General features: G+C 40.8%; 14 protein-coding genes and 1 pseudogene. 8 read left to right on the plus strand and 7 right to left on the minus strand.

What is annotated here, in order from left to right:
* Positions 1-4: 4 nt before the first annotated feature.
* The 4 genes from APA_RS01695 to APA_RS01710 all read right to left on the minus strand — a co-directional run bounded on the left by APA_RS01695 (position 5) and on the right by APA_RS01710 (position 4,891).
* Positions 5-262 carry a hypothetical protein gene (locus tag APA_RS01695; RefSeq protein WP_201320594.1) on the minus strand — a complete coding sequence of 86 codons (258 nt, stop codon included), beginning with the start codon at positions 260-262 and terminating at the stop codon, positions 5-7.
* 36 nt (positions 263-298) lie between these two features.
* Positions 299-862, minus strand: a complete 564-nt coding sequence (locus tag APA_RS01700) for a hypothetical protein (protein ID WP_236579363.1) — start codon at positions 860-862, stop codon at positions 299-301.
* Positions 863-927: 65 nt separating this feature from the next.
* The gene (hsdR, locus tag APA_RS01705) at positions 928-3,333 is read right to left on the minus strand and encodes an EcoAI/FtnUII family type I restriction enzme subunit R (RefSeq protein WP_201320595.1); all 2,406 of its coding nucleotides are present in this window, start codon (positions 3,331-3,333) and stop codon (positions 928-930) included.
* 166 nt (positions 3,334-3,499) lie between these two features.
* Complete coding sequence (locus tag APA_RS01710) at positions 3,500-4,891, minus strand: aldehyde dehydrogenase (RefSeq protein WP_201320596.1); 1,392 nt, start codon at positions 4,889-4,891, stop codon at positions 3,500-3,502.
* Positions 4,892-4,995: 104 nt separating this feature from the next.
* Here APA_RS01710 and APA_RS01715 point away from each other — a divergent pair, with 104 nt between their 5' ends.
* Both APA_RS01715 and APA_RS01720 read left to right on the plus strand, forming a co-directional pair.
* Positions 4,996-5,793, plus strand: a complete 798-nt coding sequence (locus APA_RS01715) for an E3 ubiquitin ligase family protein (protein ID WP_201320597.1) — start codon at positions 4,996-4,998, stop codon at positions 5,791-5,793.
* A gap of 171 nt (positions 5,794-5,964) precedes the next feature.
* The gene (locus APA_RS01720; protein ID WP_201320598.1) at positions 5,965-8,817 is read left to right on the plus strand and encodes a zinc-dependent metalloprotease; all 2,853 of its coding nucleotides are present in this window, start codon (positions 5,965-5,967) and stop codon (positions 8,815-8,817) included.
* Positions 8,818-8,891: 74 nt separating this feature from the next.
* Here the strand turns inward: APA_RS01720 and APA_RS01725 are convergent, their stop codons facing one another.
* Positions 8,892-9,716, minus strand: a complete 825-nt coding sequence (locus APA_RS01725) for a TPM domain-containing protein (RefSeq protein WP_201320599.1) — start codon at positions 9,714-9,716, stop codon at positions 8,892-8,894.
* 98 nt (positions 9,717-9,814) lie between these two features.
* On the opposite strand from APA_RS01725, the gene ylqF reads away from it, so the two are divergent.
* The 6 genes from ylqF (at position 9,815) to APA_RS01755 (ending at position 14,098) form a co-directional block, all read left to right on the plus strand.
* Positions 9,815-10,654, plus strand: coding sequence for a ribosome biogenesis GTPase YlqF (gene ylqF / locus APA_RS01730; RefSeq protein ID WP_103668814.1), 840 nt, complete (start codon positions 9,815-9,817; stop codon positions 10,652-10,654).
* A gap of 142 nt (positions 10,655-10,796) precedes the next feature.
* Positions 10,797-11,702 carry a ribonuclease HI gene (rnhA, locus tag APA_RS01735; RefSeq protein WP_201320600.1) on the plus strand — a complete coding sequence of 302 codons (906 nt, stop codon included), beginning with the start codon at positions 10,797-10,799 and terminating at the stop codon, positions 11,700-11,702.
* A gap of 67 nt (positions 11,703-11,769) precedes the next feature.
* The gene (locus APA_RS01740) at positions 11,770-12,183 is read left to right on the plus strand and encodes a XisH family protein (RefSeq protein WP_201320601.1); all 414 of its coding nucleotides are present in this window, start codon (positions 11,770-11,772) and stop codon (positions 12,181-12,183) included.
* Entirely contained in the window at positions 12,171-12,515 is a 345-nt protein-coding gene (locus APA_RS01745) for a XisI protein (protein ID WP_201320602.1), read from the plus strand. The genes APA_RS01740 and APA_RS01745 overlap by 13 nt, the downstream gene beginning before the upstream one ends.
* 115 nt (positions 12,516-12,630) lie before the next feature.
* Positions 12,631-13,311 (plus strand): hypothetical protein, encoded by a 681-nt coding sequence (locus APA_RS01750; RefSeq protein WP_201320603.1) that lies wholly within the window; start codon positions 12,631-12,633, stop codon positions 13,309-13,311.
* Between the two features lies 1 nt (position 13,312).
* Entirely contained in the window at positions 13,313-14,098 is a 786-nt protein-coding gene (locus APA_RS01755; protein ID WP_201320604.1) for a hypothetical protein, read from the plus strand.
* On the opposite strand, the pseudogene APA_RS01760 reads toward APA_RS01755, so the two are convergent.
* Positions 14,042-14,638 (minus strand): annotated as a pseudogene (locus APA_RS01760) (IS630 family transposase); the annotation flags it as partial. The gene APA_RS01755 and the pseudogene APA_RS01760 overlap by 57 nt on opposite strands.
* Before the next feature lie 11 nt (positions 14,639-14,649).
* A complete protein-coding gene (locus APA_RS01765) occupies positions 14,650-14,988 on the minus strand; it encodes an IS630 transposase-related protein (RefSeq protein WP_201320605.1) in 339 nt (112 codons plus the stop codon).
* Positions 14,989-15,052 lie beyond the last annotated feature (64 nt).

Consider the following 15,052-nt stretch of genomic DNA (forward strand, 5'->3'; position numbering starts at 1 on the left):
AGCGCTACTCTTTGCATGACCAAACTGATTTAGCTGTAATTTCTGCTTCCAAAATTTCTTCGGACTCTATCGCCAAATTGGGAGAACCCGCTAATAAGCCAACCAAAGGATCTTGAGAAACATCTTTTTGTATAGTTGACGATAAATTTTGTGCAGATACCAAATAGCGTTTTTTCAGAATTTGGACAAAATCAAATAATAGCCCCTGAGCTTCATTGGGCAAACTATCAATATCTTGGTGTAACTGTTGTACCTGTTGCATGACCTAATTCCTCCAAAGTTATTTGATTAACTCCAATTATCGTTCATAAATAGATTTACAAGACCAAAAATAACCAGGACCCACCGCCAAAACCTGCTCAGTTGGCATAAATAGCTCCCAATGAGCAAGCCCTGAATCATCATCTAAATCGGGATCTAAAATTAACTGATAATCATCCTCAAAACTCAAAGTTAACCGAATCGTATCCGCTTCAATCGTCAGATCGAGTAATTTCTTCTGCTCTAATTGCTTGACAATTTCCTTAGCGATCGCAGTCTGTTCATCCGTATCCGCTTCCGCAGTCACCACCAAAATCTGCCCCTGATGCTTCACCGTCCAAGGTGTAGCTCTCGCCCCAAAACGCCAACTACCCTTTAGTAAATGCGCTAATTTAGGATGATCATAAGGAGTCATTTCACCAAAATGTAAATCTAACTCATCACCATAGCTAAACGAAACTTTATGGCAAGTTTCACCGATCATCGGCTGGGTAATAACAGGAATAATTTTTTCAATACTTGGCTTATTTATAGCTGGTGGTGACATATCAAATTCTTTAGCGATCGCATCAATTTGTTTAAGATCCCTTTTCTTATCCATTATCACATGAACATATTTTTGTAAGGGCAATTCATGAATTGCCCTTACAAAAAGCATAAATCAAATTAAGCGGCTTGATACAACTCAGTCTTCAATTCTCGTAAAACCTCAATATATCGAGACTTACCACCAAATAAATCGATAATCTGTTTCGGTGCGCCATATTTCTTAAAGGATTCTAACTTTAAAACCGAAAGCTCCTCAATATTCTCAATCCCATCCGTCGCATACTTCTCTAACAAAGTATCTAAAACCGATCGCACCGCTACCCCATACTTAGCAAAACAATTACGCTTACGCACATTATCCGCCCGTTCCTTGCGCGTCAAAGGCGGCTGTCCCCAAGCCACATAACAAATCAAATCAAACAGATCCAAATCCTTCTGAATAGATTTTTGTAAATCCTCCAAGACAATTCCCTGATCTGATAATTCCGCAATCAAAGCACTCTTCTTATCCGCATCATCCCAGCTACTCAAGAAATCATCCAAACTGCTAAATTTTCGCAGCAAATTCTGTTTGGTATAGTCCTTTAAGCTTGCCGTCACCAAGTCCCCATTGTCGTTTAAATACTGAATTCTCTCATTGAGAATTTCCACATTCACACCCGTAATATAGACCTTATCACGGTGTTCAGAAACCACAGCCCCACCACTAATAATCGTTGGTGTATATGGCACAGCTTGAGCATCCGTCCCAAAATTCAAAACCTCACCCGTTGCTTGATCGATAACTCTATCCGTAGGATTTCCGCTAATATCCTCATCCGTAAACGCCACACCCTCACGCACCTCCTTAATCATCACAGGATCGCCATCAAAACTGCGATCGCTAAATTGATCAGTCACATTCCGAAAATCCATAATCGTAAAATAGCGTTTATCAAACTGCTCATTAATCCTTGTCCCCCGCCCAATAATCTGCTTAAACTCAGTCGTTGACTGGATATTAGAATCCAACACAATTAGCTTGCAAGTCTGAGCATCCACACCAGTCGTCATCAATTTAGAAGTCGTGGCAATTACTGGATAACGTTCTTCTGGATTGATGAAATTATCCAATTCCAACTTGCCCAGCTTATCCTCACCCGTAATTCGCATCACATATTTATAGTTCTCTCGCACCAGATCGCCTGCTTCATTAGAAATAGCCTGACGCATTCTCTCCGCATGTTCCGTATCCACACAAAAAACAATCGTCTTCGCATAAACATCCGTCTTTCGCAAATATTCCATCACCCTCTTCGCCACCGCCTTTGTGCGATCGTCAATCACCAAATTACGATCAAAATCCTTGAGGTTATACAAGCGATCGTCAATAAAGTTACCAGACTTATCGCGCTTACCCACCTCTGGACGATATCCCTCCAAATCCACATTTAAACCAACCCGAATCACCTTGTAAGGAGCTAGAAAACCATCATCAATCCCCTGCTTCAGCGAATAGGTATAGATCGGATCGCCAAAATACTCAATATTAGAAATCTCTTTCGTTTCCTTGGGCGTAGCCGTCAAACCCACATGGGTAGCTGAACTGAAATATTCTAAAATCTCTCGCCATTTACTATCTTCCGCAGCACTACCACGATGACATTCATCAATCACGATCAAATCAAAAAAGTCGGGACTAAACTCACGATAAGCATCCAAAATATCATCTTCATAATTGACTAAACCCTGATACAGAGCCAAATAAATCTCAAAGGCAGTATCAATATTCTTGTTTTTAATCACCGTCATTTTGTTTTTAAAATGCTTAAAATCACCGCGCTTAGTCTGACTGATGAGCGAAGTGCGATCGGCTAAAAACAAAATTCGTTTCTTAGCGCCATTTTTCCATAACCGATGAATAATTTGAAAAGCGGTGTAAGTTTTGCCCGAACCCGTCGCCATCACCAGCAATAAACGATCCTGTCCCTTAGCGATCGCCTCCACCGTGCGATTAATCGCAATCTGCTGATAATAGCGAGGTTGCCGCCCTTTGGAATCAAAGAAATAATCAAAACTTGCAATCTGTTCCGCTTCAGGCGTTTCAATTCCCTTAAACTTCTTGTACTTCTGCCAAAGCTCGTCAGGACTGGGAAAATTATCCAGACTCAACTCTCGTTCAATTACTTCTGCAAAGCCAGATTTATCATGCTCCAAAAATCCATCACCATTCGAGCTAATTGCCACAGGCAAATCTAAAATATCGGCATAGTCCAAAGCCTGCTGCATCCCTGCGCCAACAGGAAACGTATTTTTCTTGGCTTCGATTATAGCGATCGGGATATTCGGCTTGTAATACAACACATAATCCGCCTTTTTTGCCTCACCTCGTTTCGTCTTTTCCCCCTGCACATAAATCCGACCATCCGTAAAATAGACCTGTTCGCGCACTTGCCTACGAATATCCCACCCCGCAAGCAACAAAGCAGGCAAAATATATTGCGTACAAATATCCTGTTCTGAAAGATCCTGTTTATCGGTCATCAATAAATCAACCTATATTTTTTGGAAATCTTTCATTAATTATAATAGGACTTACACAAAAAACGAAATGCAAGGGCAATTCATGAATTACCCTTACGATGGAATATTGATTGTCTCGACGAAAGCTGCTTTATCAAAAGCCTTATAAATTGGTTCTTTTGACAAACTAGTTGATGAATTTCTTCAAGGTGTCAAGAGTCATTTTATAAGGCGGATAGCGCCACTTGAGATCGAAGCGGAAAGAATTTTTGAGTACACTCTTACGATGGGAGAAAGTATCAAAACTTGCCTTGCCGTGATAGTTCCCCATACCACTATGCCCGACACCACCAAAGGGAAGTTCTGGATTGCTTAAGTGCAGGATCATGTCGTTGAAACAACCTCCACCGTAGGAAATCTCTTGGAGAATGCGCTCTTGATTTTGTTTATTGCTGGAGAAGAAATATAGGGCTAGAGGTTTAGGTTGAGCATTGACAAAAGCGATCGCATCTGAAAGTTGGTCATATTCCAAAATCGGCAAAATTGGACCAAAGATTTCCTCTGCCATAATTTTCGAGTTAGGTGAAACTTGATCGATGAGGGTGGGCGCAATAAAGCGATCGCTTTTATCGCTGTTTCCACCAATTAGCACTTTGCCTTCATTGAGCAAACTGATGAGACGATCAAATTGGTGATCGTTGACAATACGGGCAAAATCTGGGCTTTGTTGAGGATTTTCACCGAAGAAGGTCTTGACATGGGTGACTAACTTCTCTATTAGTACAGTCTTAATATTTTTCTGAACCAATAGATAATCAGGAGCAACACATGTCTGTCCAGCATTATAGAACTTACCCCAGATAATCCGCTTCGCAGTAATTTCTAAATTACAGGTTTCATCGACAATGCAGGGGCTTTTGCCACCGAGTTCTAGGGTGACAGGAGTTAGATGCTTTGCCGCAGCCTCCATGACGATTTTACCGATCGCAGTTCCACCAGTAAAGAAGATATGGTCAAATTTTTCGGCAAGTAAAGCTTGATTCGTCTCGATACCACCTTCAATCGCAGTGATAAAATTGGGATCGAAGTTGTTGTTAATGATTTTAGCGATCGCATTGGAAGTATGAGGCGTATGCTCTGAAGGCTTAAGTATCGAACAATTGCCTGCGGCGATCGCCCCAATTAAAGGTTGGATTGTCAGGGCAAAAGGATAGTTCCAAGGTGCAACGATCAACACTACGCCTAAGGGTTCAGTATAGATATAACTAGAACTAGGAAATAAATTTATAGGAGTTCCCACTTTTTGGGGCTTCATCCAAGCTTTAAGATTTTTGAGAACAAATTTAATTTCTGAGAGGGTAACTAAAATTTCACTACCAAAAGCCTCGATCGCAGGTTTACGTAGATCGGCATAAACAGCATCAAGAATTAGCTGTTCATTGTCTTTAATCAGTTGTGAAAGTTTATTGAGTTGAGCAACCCGAAAATTATAGTCCTTGGTTTTACCAGTGGCAAAAAAAGCACGTTGATTGGCGATCGCGACTTGGATATCAAGACTACTAGCAGGTATGGTGACCATAATTCGTAATTCGTAATTCGTAATTTAGAAAACTGAGTTCTCCCTCAAGGTTAACTCATGTTAATTTTAAGCGATAGCAAAAGCTTATACATACTGCAAAAACTATGGCAATCTTTGGTGGCATCCTGATCGTAATCGGTATCATTCTGTTTTTTGTCCAAAAGAATTACAGTACGAAACTACAAAGTATTAGGCTAGCAACAGCCTCAACAGTTGCGGAGTTGCAACGTATTGCTAGTGAAATTGCGGGAGAGATTGGTAGTGGAAATTTACGAGAATATGTGAAGGTGCGCGGTATTATTCGTAGCGATCGCCCTTTAATTTCGGAGCTTAAGCAAGAACCCTGTGTGCATTACACCATGAAAGTGGTCAGGGAATATGAGGAGCAGCAGACAACTCGCGATAGTGAAAACAAAACCCGCACCGAAACTCGTCGGGGTTCAGAAACCGTGTCAAGTAATAGTCAAGCAATTCCATTTACTTTGCGAGATAATTCTGGCGAACTTGTGGTTAATCCTGATGGTGGCAATATTGATACTGTGCAAGTATTAAATGAGTTTCGACAAGAGAATTCAAGCGGTTCTTCAATATCTTTTGGCGGGTTTAATTTATTGCTCGGTGCGGGTATGGATGGTAGACGCACGATTGGTTATCGTTATACGGAGTCGATCTTGCCCTGCGATCGCGAAGTGTTAGTAATTGGTACAGCGGCCGATGAGGGTGGTCAAGTCACTCTCCGCAAGCCGATCCAAGCTGACAAAAAGTTTATTATTTCCCTCAAGAGTGAAGAGGAACTTGCCAAGTCTACGGCAAATGCTGCCAAATGGTATTTATATGGCATGGTTGCTTGCTTAGTGATCGGGGCAATTTTATTGGTTTTGGGATTAATTTTAAAAAAATAAACATTACAGAACTTTACATCCCTTGCCAAGAAATGAATTCGGATCAAAGCCCTGAATTCATCTCTCGGTAAGGGACTTGTTAGATTTCTACAAAATATTTAGACTCATTGCTGACAACTGTAACTACAGTGGGTAGGCTGTTTTAACAAAACTCATGTCATAGGCGCAGAAATGAAGAGAATTCGATTTTGGATAGTAATTTGCCTTAGTTTTTTTCTTGTTCTAATTTCTCATCCACTTGTCGAGAGACTTTCTCCCATTTATGCGCAAACTCCTTTTATTCAAAATATTCCCCTGCTACCTTTCAACATGCAAGGGCAAACCGAACTACAACCATTTGACGATTTAATCAAAGATCATCAAAAACTAACGGGGCTATTTACACTCTATCGCCATCAAGAAACAGGCAAGACCTTTGCCGAAATTCAACCCGAACAACTTAATCGCAACTTTTTGGCGGTAATGACTCTTGAATCTGGGCTAGGTGAACGAGGTCTCTATCGTGGGGTTCCTCTACGTGACTTAATGTTCACCCTTCGTCGCTTAAACAATAATTTGCAATTTGTGGTTCCCAACACCAACTTTCGCGCTCAGCTAGGTGATCCCCAAGAGCGATCGCTTAGTCAATCCTTTAGTGACTCGATTTTGATATCACTGCCAATTCGGAGCATTCATCCTAAAAACAAATCTTTTTTAGTTGATTTAGATCCTTTGATCTTGAGTGATGTTTTACCAAATTTAAGTAAAACCTTGGCTGCACAGCTTGGTGCTCCCTTCACCGCCGACCCCAGTAAATCTTATATCAGTAATGCGGAAGCATTTCCTCAAAATATTGAATTGGAATCGGTATTTAGTTTCATGGGAGCAGCAATGCCAAGATCGGAGTTTAGCCCTCCTGACCTAAGTACTTTGTCCGATAGCAGCGCTTTTACGCTCAAAGTCCGTTATAGCCTATCTCAACTCCCGACCCAAAATGGCTATCGTCCTCGCCTTGCTGATGAGCGAGTTGGCTATTTTGTCACCGCCTATCAAGACTTTTCTAAAAATTCTGGCAAAACTCCATTTGTACGCTATATCAACCGTTGGCATTTAGAAAAGCAAAATCCCAATGATTTACTTTCTCCACCCAAACAACCGATCACCTTTTGGATTGAAAATACAGTTCCTTTAGAATATCGCAGTGCCGTGCGTGAAGGCGCGTTAATGTGGAATCGGGCCTTTGAGAAGATTGGGTTTAAAGATGCGATCGCAGTGAAACAAATGCCCGATCGCGCTGATTGGAACCCAGCCGATGTGCGCTATAACACGATTCGTTGGTTTAACTCGATTGATGGTTTCTTTGCGATGGGGCCATCTCGTACTAATCCTTTAACAGGGCAGATTCTGGATGCTGATATTATTATCGACAGTAATTTGATTCGAGCGATCAAGCAAAATTATGGTAGTGTTGCTCAGCAAAATAATTGGCAAAATTTGTCTTTTTTATCGCGGTTGACTGGTAATCCGAATCTATGTAGCTACGGCATGGATGCGCGGCGGATACGCTATGACAAACAAGCGATCGCATTGCTCAGAAAACAACCGATTACCAATAATTTCAATAACAACTTGTTTATGTCTAGCGCCAATGATTTGTGCTACGGCATGGAATCGGTGGAGCAATTTAAATTAGGCGCAATGTCTTTATCTCTGTTTGAGAATGTATTGCCGAGTAGCGATCGCATGAAGGATTATGTTAATCAATTCGTGCGTGAAGTCACGGCTCATGAAGTTGGGCATACCTTGGGTTTGCGGCATAACTTTCATGGTAGCGCGATGCTCTCGCCTGCGGAATTGAATAATACTGAAATTACTCGTAAACGGGGTTTAGTATCTTCCGTAATGGATTACAACGGTGTAAATATTGCACCACAGGGGACAAAGCAAGGTGATTTCTTCACTAGTAAAGTTGGTGCATATGATGAATGGGCGATCGCCTATGGATATACCCCAATCAATGCGATTATTCCTGCTGGAGAACTCAAAGAGCTAGAAAAAATTGCTAAGCTTGCACCTCAGCCAGAGCTAGCCTATGCCCCCGATGAAGATGCATTTGCTGGACTCGATCCCATGATTCAAACCCATGACTTGAGCAACGATTCAGTTACTTATGCGCAGTGGCAATTTGATAATTCCCGCGTCATGTGGAATCGCATCGAGAAGCGTTATCCAGGCAAAGGAGAAAGTTTTAATGACACCAAAATCGCCTTCAATCAAGTCTTTGGGCATTATGCCTCTAATTTGTTTACCTTAGTTTCCTACGTTGGTGGACAATCTTTTAACCGTTATCGTTCTGGTGATGCGATCGGGCGATTACCATTTGAGCCAATTCCTGTCGCGAAGCAACGTGAAGCGATCGCTACAATTCAAAAAAATCTATTTGCCGCTGATGCTCTCAAGTTTTCTCCAGATCTGCTGAATAAACTGGCTCCATCTCGTTGGTATCACTGGGGCGCTTCACCTGATTTCTCTTCTCTAGACTATCCAATTCACGATCGCATTTTATCATTACAAACCTTTGTCTTGAGCGATTTACTATCTTCAGAACGCTTACAAAGGATGCGTGATACCGAATTGAAAACTACTGCTGGTCAAGCCCTGACATTGCCTGAGCTATTTGATACTCTACTGCAAGGTATTTGGACAGAAGTTCTGCAACCACCTAATGACTTAACTCAAGTTTCCAGTCTGCGCCGTTCACTTCAGCGTCAACATATGAATCTATTAGTTAATCTAGCTCTACGCAATCGACTCTCCTTAGACAAAATCGATAATTTCCTTGATTTTGTAGTTGGGATACAAACCAGCAATCCGCCCGAAGATGCTAGAACCCTCGCATGGCATCAACTCCGCCAACTGCGCGATCGCCTTACGAGTGTATTGCGCGATCGCGGCGACAAGCTTGACACCTATACTAAAGCCCATCTTGAAGAGGCAAGCGATCGCATTGCCAAAGCGATCGATGCGAAGTTACAGGCTCAGTAATTGAAATAAATAGGGGGCTATAGCCCCCTATTTATTTCAATTACAAAATTTTGGTTCCGCGTAAAGCGCTGTATTTACCTTGTTTCGGTTGATGGGGTTACTTTTTGGGGTGAAGGAATTAAATAAGCAATCACTGCACCACCAATAAAACCTGCCACATTGCGGACAATGGGAATCCATTCACTCGTGCGAACTAGGACAGGGCCTAAACCAAAGGAGATAAACAACATTCCCCAAAGTGGTGTAAAAATTAGCGCCCATTTCCAAGCAAAGATTTCGCCTTCCTTCCGAGGATGACCAGCAAACCCAAATATCACGCCACCGACAATAGAAGTAATCAGCGTCAGAATCCATTGCTCTTGCGGAATCCCTGGGACCACTGCACATCCATCTTGATCGAGACAAGTCGCGATCGCATCAATAGCCGACAAAATCGATTGATCGTACCCCTGCTCACGCACATAGAACTGATTACCATAACGTGACTGCAACTCAATCCAGAAGCTGCGTGATAGCAATGGATACACCGCATCACCGACGCTAAAGTTTAGTAAGTTACGTCCACGCCCATCAGCAACAAGCATGACGCTACTCTCGTCTAGCCCCCAAAACTCCTTAACTGCCCGACCTGGGGTGCGATCGACTTGGGTAAGAACCCGCAATTTCCAGCCTGTTTGTTCTTCAAATCTAGTTAACTTTTGATCAAGTGCTAACTCTTCAGACTCAGTTAAAAATCGTCCTAAATCAATTACATTTGTATATTTTTCGGGCAATAGCTCTGGTGCATCAAAAGCGTGAGCCGCAGGAATGTGCGTAAAGGCGATCGCTAAGGGCAGCATTATGGCGATCGCGATCGAGCTAAATCTCTGAACAAATCTCCGTAGAGTGTGATTAATCATGATTTTTATTAACTGTAAATTAAAAGTATATCTTAATATTTCTTAATATCTTAGCAACAGTATATAGTTAAAGATACTTTCTCTCCGTATTTTTTCCTATGGCAAGCCCAATTCAGTGGTATCCAGGTCATATCGCCAAAGCTGAAAAGCAGTTGTTAGAACAACTAAAATTGGTTGATGTGGTTATTGAGGTGCGTGATTCGCGCATTTTAATGTCTAGTAAACACCCCAAAATTGAAAAATGGGTGGAGGGAAAGTCGCACATTTTGGTATGCAATCGCATTGATGCCATCACCTCGAACGTAAAAACGCAGTGGATGCGCTGGTTTACCGAGCAAGATCGCATGGCATATTTCACCGATGCTCAGGCTGGCAAAGGCATGGTGGATTTGCTCAAGGCGGCTCAAGTCGCAGGCGAGAAAGTAAACGAACGGCGGCACGGTCGAGGCATGTTGCCGCGTCCTGTACGGGCTGTTGTAGTCGGGTTCCCCAATGTTGGCAAATCGGCGCTGATTAATCGGTTGCTTAAGAAAAGGGTGGTGGCGAGTTCCAATAAAGCGGGAGTAACCCGCCAGTTGCGCTGGATTAGGATTTCCGATCAGATCGAGTTGTTAGATACCCCTGGGGTAATTCCACCTCTGCTCCATGACCAAGATGCGGCGATGAAACTTGCTATTTGTGATGATATCGGTCAGGCTGCCTACGACAATGTCTTGGTGGCTGCGGAAGCAGTAGATTTGTTGATTAAGCTCAATGCTAAGTTAAGCAGCCGTTACGTCATCGATCCTGCGACGGTAACTTCAGGGATTGAGTATATTCATGAAGTTGCAGCTTTAAATAAATTTCAAGGCGATTTAGATAAGGTTGCAAGGCTAATTTTGTATGATTTCCGTAAGGGCAAATTAGGGGCGATCGCCCTAGAAATGCCACCTCAATAAGTACCTTGGCATTTATAGTGAAGTAGCCCTGCACTCAAGTGCGGGCTAAAAGCTCAAACCCTTGGAAACGGGTTAACTTAGAAGTATTCTATAGTCTGCTGAAGCACAGACTTAGCAATTTCAACTAGCATTACTCAATCAGATGACAAGCAAAATTTATTTAAAAGGCGTAAGGGCATATGGATATGTGGGATATCTGCCCGAAGAAAATATATTAGGACAATGGTTTGAAGTGGATGCTACCCTATGGGTCGATTTTGAGAAGGCTAGCCATAATGACGAAATTGAAGATACGGTTAATTATGTTTCGTGCATTCGCAAGATTGAAAATCTAATTCAGACCCAAAAATCCAAGCTAATCGAGAGATTGGTTGGCGCGATCGCAGACAGCTTGCTCGAAGACGAAAAAATCGCACAGGTCGAAGTACGAGTGATCAAGCAACCGCCAATTCCCAATTTTCTGGGTTCTGTTGCCGTAGAAATTATGCGATCGCGCTCTCAAGTCACCTCCACAAAAACAAAATTAGAATCAACTCTAGAACCCATATCTCTCCCTCAATCACCAATCGCCGAATCCCAATCACCAATCACCAATTCCACCGAATCCAAAATCATCAGCATCCACACCGACGGAGCCTGTTCTAAAAATCCAGGTCCTGGAGGTTGGGGTGTAGTCATCCATTTCTCCGATGGCAGTATCAAAGAACTCGGTGGCGGCATTCGTGAAACTACGAATAATCAAATGGAACTACAAGGCGCGATCGCAGCCTTAGAATTTTTGGCATCTCACAAACAATCCACTCCTGTCGATCTCTATACCGATAGCAAATATGTTCTAGATGGTATTACCAAATGGATTAAGGGGTGGAAAAAGAATGGTTGGAAAACCAAGGACAATAAGCCAGTCAAAAATCAAGAATTTTGGCAACAACTCGATCCTCTAAATTCATCTAATATCCGATGGCATTGGGTAGAAGGACATTCTGGCGATCCTGATAATGAAAGATGCGATGCGATCGCCCGCAGCTACACCGCAAAATACGCCTAAAAATAGGGACTCGCAATGCGAGCCCCTATTTTTTTGGTAAAGTCATGATCATTACAATTAGAATAAAATGGCAAGAGATTTATTTCATGATGCAGTTAAAAATGCACTAATTAAAGATGGTTGGTGTATTACCGATGATCCATTTTCATTAAAAGTAGGAGATTCTGAACTTTATATTGATCTTGGTGCAGAAAGATTTATCGCCGCCGAACGCAACAATGAGAAAATTGCCGTAGAAATTAAAAGCTTCATTGGGAACTCATCTGTCAGCGACTTTCATTTAGCTGTCGGACAATTTATTAATTATAGAATAGGTCTAAAAGCAGCTTATCCAGACCGTAAACTATTTCTAGCAATTCCCAATACTTCCTATGAAACCTTCTTCAAAAAAGAGTTTCCACGCATGGTAATCCAAGAATGCCAGATTGATATTTTAGTTTATGACACAAAAAATGAGGTAATTGTCACATGGAAAATCTAGAGAAAATCCAAAATTATCGCACTATCATCAAACAAATTCTCAACCAACATGCCTCTTATAAACCCTCATACAGCGAAATCGAAATGCAAACTCTATTTGATAACGAACAGGATCGCTATCAAGTACTAGCAATTGGTTGGAATCAAGACAAACGTATCTATGGTTGCTCCATGCACCTTGACATTCAAGCAGGGAAAATCTGGATTCAAGCCAACAATACAGAAATCGATATTGCCGAAGCTCTTGTCGCCAAAGGAGTCCCCAAAGAAGATATTGTGATTGGCTTACAGCCTGACTATTTGAGGAAATATACGGGATATGCGATCGCCTAAAGGTAAGATACTAAACAATGGCTTAAATTCTACGAGGATGCTGGCAAGTGAATTACAAATTACAGCCCATAGATCCACGAATTAAGTCCGTTAACATTTTAAAAAACTCGTAAACATGGCAACAATAACAATAGAATTAGAAAGAAAAGTCTTAAATCTTAATAAAGATTTGTCATCAGTTGCTTTAAGTAAACGCAATATTTTTCAGCAGCAATTTGAAGATGCAATTAAAAATAAATCTACTGGTTGGCAATCATTATCAATAATTCCAAATAGTAGCCTACAAATTGATGAGTTTACTTTAAGGAGGATGATTGAAAAATATTCTGAACAGGCTGTGTATCGCCCAATTGATGATATGAGATATTTTTTCTCATATGCTAGGCGAGCATTTACAGAGATTGGCTATCCTCCTCTTTTTTATCGAGCAGTTACAGATCGCAGAATGACTCAAAACAAAAGTGCTATCTCTGCCATTGGCGAAGGTATAGCAGGATTTATAGCTCAAAGAGTTTACGGATGCAGAAAGCTTTCTCGACCATGCCAAGATGGTGTTGATATAATTATGTCTGCTGACAATACAACTTATTTAGTGGAAGCAAAAGGAACAGCGCTCATCGATAGATATAACTGGCGAGACAATAATTTAGGGAAAGCATACTTAGAAGAATTGTCTCGTGAAGTATTAAGTTCACATGGGATAGATATAAGATCAGTAAGAGGTCTTCTGATTGGTGTTCATTTGCAAAATGAATTACATTACAATTGTTCAATTATAGAAATAAATATAGCTTGACATGAATAATCAAATAAAAGTCGTTGTTTTTTCTCAAGTAAAGGCAATTGTTGACCATGTTTGTAACAAAGAATCGCTAGAGGAATTGTCCACTTCTAGTGAGAAAGAGAATAATACTGATTTAGCAACTTCAATTTCTGAAGTTTTTAAAATATATATGCGTCAAATTGCTCGTAATGCGGAACAATATATATCTGATAGCATAGTCGAACAAGCATCTCACCAAACAATTAAAACTTTTTCAAACAACTTAAAAAAACATTCAAATATAAACCACAATAAAGTACTGGAAAAGATCCGTTTTTATGTAAAAAAAACGCAAGAATCTCTAACGAAAAAACCATCAAAGACTCAAAAGAGTACAGTTTCTTCCCTAATAGAAGCCACAAATGATTTTCGATTCAATAGAAGACATAATGATTACAGGGATATACAGTCTGAAGACGAGAAATATATAGGTGTTTTTAATGAATTAAAAGGATATTTATCGAACTGCAAAAATCAGGTTAATGCTCCCGAAAGAAATATTCCTAATTTATATATCTCAAAAGTAGGATTTGATGACTTTATAGAAGGTTTATTTATTTATCCATCTATAGAGGATAGCGATGAGTTTTTAATAGATTTTACAAATCTGCCATCTCAATTTAGATTGAGAGATAGTAGCAACTTGAATTTCCCTTTTGAGTTCATTAAAGAAGAGTTTGTCTTTATACAGCCCATTGAGCGATTAAGTAGCACAGTAACAATACTTAGTAAACCAATTTTTGAAGAAATCCTTTTCTAACAAAAAAGGGAAAATGTTGATTAAATGCTGGAGTAGTTTTTGAGACTGAGGTCTGAGCAATCTAATAAAATATTTGAGAACCGACCACATCATCTCAATTGGATTAAAATCAGGAGAATAGGTGGGTAAATACAAAATCTTAGCTCCTGTATCTGTAATTGCTTGTGCTACACCCTCAACTTTATGGCAGTTAAGGTTATCCATGATTACTCTATTCTCAGGACGTAATTTAGGTACTAGGTCATCTTTGATAAAGGTGAGAAAATCTTCTCCTTTCATTGAACCCTGAATCGTTTTCAGCCAGACAATACCATCGACCGAAATAGCCCCAATGACTGTGTATTTCTGACCTTTGTAAAAGGGGCGATGGCTGAATACTCTTTTGCCACGCTCACTTCTTGCCACAGAGCGTTCCATCCCTTGCCATACTCCCGTTTCATCAATACAAATAAGATCTTCAGCTTTCACATCCTGCAATGCTTCCCAAAATTCACATCTTTGCTGCTGTACTGCGTCACTTTTTACCTTTTCACTGCGATATGTCTTTTTTTTTACGTGCTGTTATGCCTCTGGAAAAATCGGCACATACTGCCCGTGGTCACTGATACTCCTGTTTGTTCAGCTACTTCCTCACAGTACTGCCATAGTGTCCAATCTGGATGTTCTGAAACAATTTCGAGGATTTTCTCCCGATGGGCTTCGAGGGGACTTTCGATTTGACTCCCTAATGGTTTGTGGTTTAGCTCTCCTGTCTCTCGGTATTGATTCAGCAGTGTTTGCACTGTTTTCGTAGCCACTTGAAATTGTTTAGCTACTTTCCTAATGGATGTATTTCCTGCTTCATAGGTTGCTACGATCTTTTGTCTGAGATCTAGTGAGTAAGGTGGCATTTTTACCCTCTTTTTTTATCATCTATCCTATTTTATCTTGTACTACTCTTTCACTCAATAGGCT

The sequence above is a fragment of the Pseudanabaena sp. lw0831 genome, assembly GCF_016584665.1.
In the GTDB taxonomy this organism is placed as follows: Bacteria; Cyanobacteriota; Cyanobacteriia; order Pseudanabaenales; family Pseudanabaenaceae; genus Pseudanabaena.

Coding starts and splice junctions, on each gene's coding strand:
- APA_RS01695 (WP_201320594.1), bottom strand. CDS start 262: ATGCAACAGGTACAACAGTTACACCAAGATATTGATAGTTTGCCCAAT.
- APA_RS01700 (WP_236579363.1), bottom strand. CDS start 862: ATGGATAAGAAAAGGGATCTTAAACAAATTGATGCGATCGCTAAAGAA.
- hsdR (WP_201320595.1), bottom strand. CDS start 3,333: ATGACCGATAAACAGGATCTTTCAGAACAGGATATTTGTACGCAATAT.
- APA_RS01710 (WP_201320596.1), bottom strand. CDS start 4,891: ATGGTCACCATACCTGCTAGTAGTCTTGATATCCAAGTCGCGATCGCC.
- APA_RS01715 (WP_201320597.1), top strand. CDS start 4,996: ATGGCAATCTTTGGTGGCATCCTGATCGTAATCGGTATCATTCTGTTT.
- APA_RS01720 (WP_201320598.1), top strand. CDS start 5,965: ATGAAGAGAATTCGATTTTGGATAGTAATTTGCCTTAGTTTTTTTCTT.
- APA_RS01725 (WP_201320599.1), bottom strand. CDS start 9,716: ATGATTAATCACACTCTACGGAGATTTGTTCAGAGATTTAGCTCGATC.
- ylqF (WP_103668814.1), top strand. CDS start 9,815: ATGGCAAGCCCAATTCAGTGGTATCCAGGTCATATCGCCAAAGCTGAA.
- rnhA (WP_201320600.1), top strand. CDS start 10,797: ATGACAAGCAAAATTTATTTAAAAGGCGTAAGGGCATATGGATATGTG.
- APA_RS01740 (WP_201320601.1), top strand. CDS start 11,770: ATGGCAAGAGATTTATTTCATGATGCAGTTAAAAATGCACTAATTAAA.
- APA_RS01745 (WP_201320602.1), top strand. CDS start 12,171: ATGGAAAATCTAGAGAAAATCCAAAATTATCGCACTATCATCAAACAA.
- APA_RS01750 (WP_201320603.1), top strand. CDS start 12,631: ATGGCAACAATAACAATAGAATTAGAAAGAAAAGTCTTAAATCTTAAT.
- APA_RS01755 (WP_201320604.1), top strand. CDS start 13,313: ATGAATAATCAAATAAAAGTCGTTGTTTTTTCTCAAGTAAAGGCAATT.
- APA_RS01765 (WP_201320605.1), bottom strand. CDS start 14,988: ATGCCACCTTACTCACTAGATCTCAGACAAAAGATCGTAGCAACCTAT.